General features: G+C 58.4%; 3 rRNA genes. All 3 read left to right on the plus strand.

The features are described from left to right. Positions 1 to 139: 139 nt before the first annotated feature. The 3 genes from ACFYE3_RS18850 (at position 140) to rrf (ending at position 5,749) form a co-directional block, all read left to right on the plus strand. Positions 140 to 1,665, plus strand: a 16S ribosomal RNA gene (locus ACFYE3_RS18850). A gap of 636 nt (positions 1,666 to 2,301) precedes the next feature. Further along, positions 2,302 to 5,435 (plus strand): 23S ribosomal RNA (locus tag ACFYE3_RS18855). A gap of 197 nt (positions 5,436 to 5,632) precedes the next feature. After that, positions 5,633 to 5,749: ribosomal RNA gene (rrf, locus tag ACFYE3_RS18860) — 5S ribosomal RNA — on the plus strand. Together the 16S, 23S and 5S rRNA genes form the textbook arrangement of a ribosomal RNA operon. Positions 5,750 to 5,804 lie beyond the last annotated feature (55 nt).

The following is a 5,804-nucleotide window of genomic DNA, read 5'->3' on the forward strand; positions in this document are numbered from 1 at the left end:
GGTCTGTTGTTTGAGAACTCAATAGTGTGCCATGTTTGTTGATACCGGATGTTTTATTCGGTTGATTGGTTGTTGCCGTCCTGCCTCCGTGGGGTGGTGGCAGCATTTTCAGCCGGGGTTCGATGTTTTCGTTGTTTTTTTGACGGAGAGTTTGATCCTGGCTCAGGACGAACGCTGGCGGCGTGCTTAACACATGCAAGTCGAACGATGATGCCCAGCTTGCTGGGCGGATTAGTGGCGAACGGGTGAGTAATACGTGAGTAACCTGCCCTTGACTCTGGGATAAGCCTGGGAAACTGGGTCTAATACTGGATACTACTTCTCATCGCATGGTGGGTGGTGGAAAGGGTTTTACTGGTTTTGGATGGGCTCACGGCCTATCAGCTTGTTGGTGGGGTAATGGCTCACCAAGGCGACGACGGGTAGCCGGCCTGAGAGGGTGACCGGCCACACTGGGACTGAGACACGGCCCAGACTCCTACGGGAGGCAGCAGTGGGGAATATTGCACAATGGGCGGAAGCCTGATGCAGCGACGCCGCGTGAGGGATGACGGCCTTCGGGTTGTAAACCTCTTTCAGTAGGGAAGAAGCGAGAGTGACGGTACCTGCAGAAGAAGCGCCGGCTAACTACGTGCCAGCAGCCGCGGTAATACGTAGGGCGCAAGCGTTGTCCGGAATTATTGGGCGTAAAGAGCTCGTAGGCGGTTTGTCGCGTCTGCTGTGAAAGCCCGGGGCTCAACCCCGGGTCTGCAGTGGGTACGGGCAGACTAGAGTGCAGTAGGGGAGACTGGAATTCCTGGTGTAGCGGTGAAATGCGCAGATATCAGGAGGAACACCGATGGCGAAGGCAGGTCTCTGGGCTGTTACTGACGCTGAGGAGCGAAAGCATGGGGAGCGAACAGGATTAGATACCCTGGTAGTCCATGCCGTAAACGTTGGGCACTAGGTGTGGGGGACATTCCACGTTTTCCGCGCCGTAGCTAACGCATTAAGTGCCCCGCCTGGGGAGTACGGCCGCAAGGCTAAAACTCAAAGGAATTGACGGGGGCCCGCACAAGCGGCGGAGCATGCGGATTAATTCGATGCAACGCGAAGAACCTTACCAAGGCTTGACATTCACCGGACCGCCCCAGAGATGGGGTTTCCCTTCGGGGCTGGTGGACAGGTGGTGCATGGTTGTCGTCAGCTCGTGTCGTGAGATGTTGGGTTAAGTCCCGCAACGAGCGCAACCCTCGTTCTATGTTGCCAGCACGTGATGGTGGGGACTCATAGGAGACTGCCGGGGTCAACTCGGAGGAAGGTGGGGATGACGTCAAATCATCATGCCCCTTATGTCTTGGGCTTCACGCATGCTACAATGGCCGGTACAAAGGGTTGCGATACTGTGAGGTGGAGCTAATCCCAAAAAGCCGGTCTCAGTTCGGATTGAGGTCTGCAACTCGACCTCATGAAGTCGGAGTCGCTAGTAATCGCAGATCAGCAACGCTGCGGTGAATACGTTCCCGGGCCTTGTACACACCGCCCGTCAAGTCACGAAAGTTGGTAACACCCGAAGCCGGTGGCCTAACCCCTTGTGGGAGGGAGCCGTCGAAGGTGGGACTGGCGATTGGGACTAAGTCGTAACAAGGTAGCCGTACCGGAAGGTGCGGCTGGATCACCTCCTTTCTAAGGAGCCGTTGACCGCCGTGTGGTGGTCGCCCCCGCCCTAGTGCCCGTCCGTGGTGCTGGTGGGGTGAGCTCATGGGTGGAATATCAACGAGCAAGTGGCCGCACTCCTTCCTCCTGGTTCTGCCGGGTCTCCTGGTTCTGCCGGGTGTCCTGGTTCTGCTGGGTGGGGGTTGCCGGCCGGGGTCGTCCTAGTACCTGCTGCACCGTGAGCCCTCTTGGGGGTTGGTGGTGGTGGTGGTGGAAGTGGCCGGTCCTGGTGGGTGGGTGTGGTCCGTGGTGCACTATTGGGTCCTGAGACAACAGGCCCCGGTGCTGGTGCTGGTCCCCGTTTGTGGGGGGTGGTGCTGGTGGTGGGGGTGTTGTGTCTGGGTTCCCGGCGTCCTGCCGGTGGTCGTGGTCCCCGTGGGGGCGGCGCCCACCAGTGTGTGGGGTGTGCGGGTTGTTGTTTGAGAACTGTATAGTGGACGCGAGCATCTTTTAGAACGGGTGCCGCAGGCGACCGGGACTCCTCCTCTTCGGAAGGGGTGTTCTGGCTGGTTGTGGTGCCGTGTTCGTGATTGATCGCCGAGAGACTGCTGCCGGGCCCCTTCGCGGGGTGTGGTGGTGGTGGTCTCGGTGTGTTCTGTGATCATGTGGCAAGTTTTTAAGGGCGCACGGTGGATGCCTTGGCATCAGGAGCCGATGAAGGACGCGGTAATCTGCGATAAGCCTCGGGGAGCTGATAAACGAGCTGTGATCCGAGGGTCTCCGAATGGGGAAACCCCGCCGCGTGTTATGCGTGGTGACCCTCACCTGAATTCATAGGGTGTGTGGAGGGAACGTGGGGAAGTGAAACATCTCAGTACCCACAGGAAGAGAAAACAACAGTGATTCCGTCAGTAGTGGCGAGCGAACGCGGAAGAGGCCAAACCGATGGTGTGTGATACCCGGCAGGGGTTGCATCATCGGGGTCGTGGGGCGTGTCGTCCCGGGTCTGCCGGCCCGGGCGTGTGAGTGCAGGGCGATAGTCGAACCGGTGTGAGTGCCGGACCGGAGAGGGTGAGAGTCCCGTAGACGAAATCGTCGCTGCCGCACGGTATGCGTACCCAAGTAGCACGGGGCCCGAGAAATCCCGTGTGAATCTGCCAGGACCACCTGGTAAGCCTAAATACTACCTGATGACCGATAGCGGACCAGTACCGTGAGGGAAAGGTGAAAAGTACCCCGGGAGGGGAGTGAAATAGTACCTGAAACCGTGTGCCTACAAACCGTCGGAGCCCTACAAGGTGACGGCGTGCCTTTTGAAGAATGAGCCTGCGAGTTAGTGTTACGTCGCGAGGTTAACCCGTGAGGGGTATCCGTAGCGAAAGCGAGTCTGAACAGGGCGAGTGAGTGGCGTGATCTAGACCCGAAGCGAAGTGATCTACCCATGGCCAGGTTGAAGCGCGTGTAAGAGCGCGTGGAGGACCGAACCCACTTCAGTTGAAAATGGAGGGGATGAGCTGTGGGTAGGGGTGAAAGGCCAATCAAACTTCGTGATAGCTGGTTCTCCCCGAAATGCATTTAGGTGCAGCGTTACGTGTTTCTTGCCGGAGGTAGAGCTACTGGATGGCCGATGGGCCCTACAAGGTTACTGACGTCAGCCAAACTCCGAATGCCGGTAAGTGAGAGCGTAGCAGTGAGACTGTGGGGGATAAGCTTCATAGTCGAGAGGGAAACAGCCCAGACCACCAACTAAGGCCCCTAAGCGTGTGCTAAGTGGGAAAGGATGTGGAGTTGCTTAGACAACCAGGAGGTTGGCTTAGAAGCAGCCACCCTTGAAAGAGTGCGTAATAGCTCACTGGTCAAGTGATTCCGCGCCGACAATGTAGCGGGGCTCAAGTACACCGCCGAAGTTGTGGCATTGCACCAATGATACCCAACCGGTCCTTTGCGGGCCGGTTCAGGTGGTGCGATGGGTAGGGGAGCGTCGTGTGGGCAGTGAAGCTGCGGGGTGACCCAGTGGTGGAGCCCACACGAGTGAGAATGCAGGCATGAGTAGCGAATGACGGGTGAGAAACCCGTCCGCCGGATGATCAAGGGTTCCAGGGTCAAGCTAATCTGCCCTGGGTCAGTCGGGACCTAAGGCGAGGCCGACAGGCGTAGTCGATGGACAACGGGTTGATATTCCCGTACCGGCGAAGAACCGCCCCTACCGAACCGGGGACACTAACCACCCGAACCGCACCAGACCGCCGGCCTTTGGCCGTCGGGAGGTGTCGGGGAGCGTGGGACCTGAACCGGGGAGGTAAGCGTATTAACAGGTGTGACGCAGGAAGGTAGCCGAGCCGGGCGATGGTAGACCCGGTCTAAGCGTGTAGGGCGACCCGTTGGCAAATCCGCGGGTCACACAGCCTGAGACGTGACGGGACCCCCATTCGTGGGGGGATTCGGTGATCCTATGCTGCCGAGAAAAGCATCGACGCGAGGTTCCAGCCGCCCGTACCCCAAACCGACACAGGTGATCAGGTAGAGAATACTAAGGCGATCGAGAGAATCATGGTTAAGGAACTCGGCAAAATGCCCCCGTAACTTCGGGAGAAGGGGGGCCCCGACCGTGGACACCACTTGCTGGTGCGAGCGGGTAAGGGCCGCAGAGACCAGGGGGAAGCGACTGTTTATCAAAAACACAGGTCCGTGCGAAGTCGCAAGACGATGTATACGGACTGACTCCTGCCCGGTGCTGGAAGGTTAAGAGGACCTGTTAGCCTCACGGCGAAGCGGAGAATTTAAGCCCCAGTAAACGGCGGTGGTAACTATAACCATCCTAAGGTAGCGAAATTCCTTGTCGGGTAAGTTCCGACCTGCACGAATGGAGTAACGACTTCCCCGCTGTCTCAACCATGAACTCGGCGAAATTGCAGTACGAGTAAAGATGCTCGTTACGCGCAGCAGGACGGAAAGACCCCGAGACCTTTACTATAGTTTGGTATTGGTGTTCGGTGTGGCTTGTGTAGGATAGGTGGGAGACGGTGAAGCGGGCACGCCAGTGCACGTGGAGTCAACGTTGAAATACCACTCTGGTCACTCTGGACATCTAACTTCGGCCCGTGATCCGGGTCAGGGACAGTGCCTGATGGGTAGTTTAACTGGGGCGGTTGCCTCCTAAAGAGTAACGGAGGCGCCCAAAGGTTCCCTCAGCCTGGTTGGCAATCAGGTGTCGAGTGTAAGTGCACAAGGGAGCTTGACTGTGAGAGCGACAGCTCGAGCAGGGACGAAAGTCGGGACTAGTGATCCGGCGGTACATTGTGGAATGGCCGTCGCTCAACGGATAAAAGGTACCTCGGGGATAACAGGCTGATCTTGCCCAAGAGTCCATATCGACGGCATGGTTTGGCACCTCGATGTCGGCTCGTCGCATCCTGGGGCTGGAGTTGGTCCCAAGGGTTGGGCTGTTCGCCCATTAAAGCGGTACGCGAGCTGGGTTCAGAACGTCGTGAGACAGTTCGGTCCCTATCCGCTGCGCGCGCAGGAAATTTGAGAAGACCTGTCCTTAGTACGAGAGGACCGGGACGGACGAACCTCTGGTATGGCAGTTGTACCGCCAGGTGCACCGCTGCTTCGCTACGTTCGGAAGAGATAACCGCTGAAAGCATCTAAGCGGGAAGCTCGCTTCGAGATGAGATTTCCACGCACCCTCGTGTGCGAGAGGCCCCCAGCTAGACCACTGGGTTGATAGGCCGGAGGTGGAAGCACGAACCAACGACGTGTGCAGCCGACCGGTACTAATAAGCCGACAACTTACACCACACCCACCCCCCCCCACACCGTGGGGATACAGGGTGGGAACACTCAGAACACCGCGTCCACTATACGGCTCCCGACCAACAACCCGTTGGTACCAGGAACCACCACAGCAACACCACAACAGACGAAGTCTGTGACCAGATTTCCCCCACCACCAGGCCCCGGGCAACCGGAACGGTGGAGCAGGGGGAGGCAGAGTTACGGCGGTCATAGCGTGGGGGAAACGCCCGGTCCCATCCCGAACCCGGAAGCTAAGACCCACAGCGCCGATGGTACTGCACCCGGAAGGGTGTGGGAGAGTAGGACACCGCCGGACCACACCACCAAGGGTCGAGCCCCCGCACACCGTGCGGGGGCTCCCCGCATTTAAC

Origin of the sequence: Kocuria arenosa (genome assembly GCF_042879215.1) — a bacterium.
GTDB classification, from domain to species: domain Bacteria; phylum Actinomycetota; class Actinomycetes; order Actinomycetales; family Micrococcaceae; genus Kocuria; species Kocuria arenosa.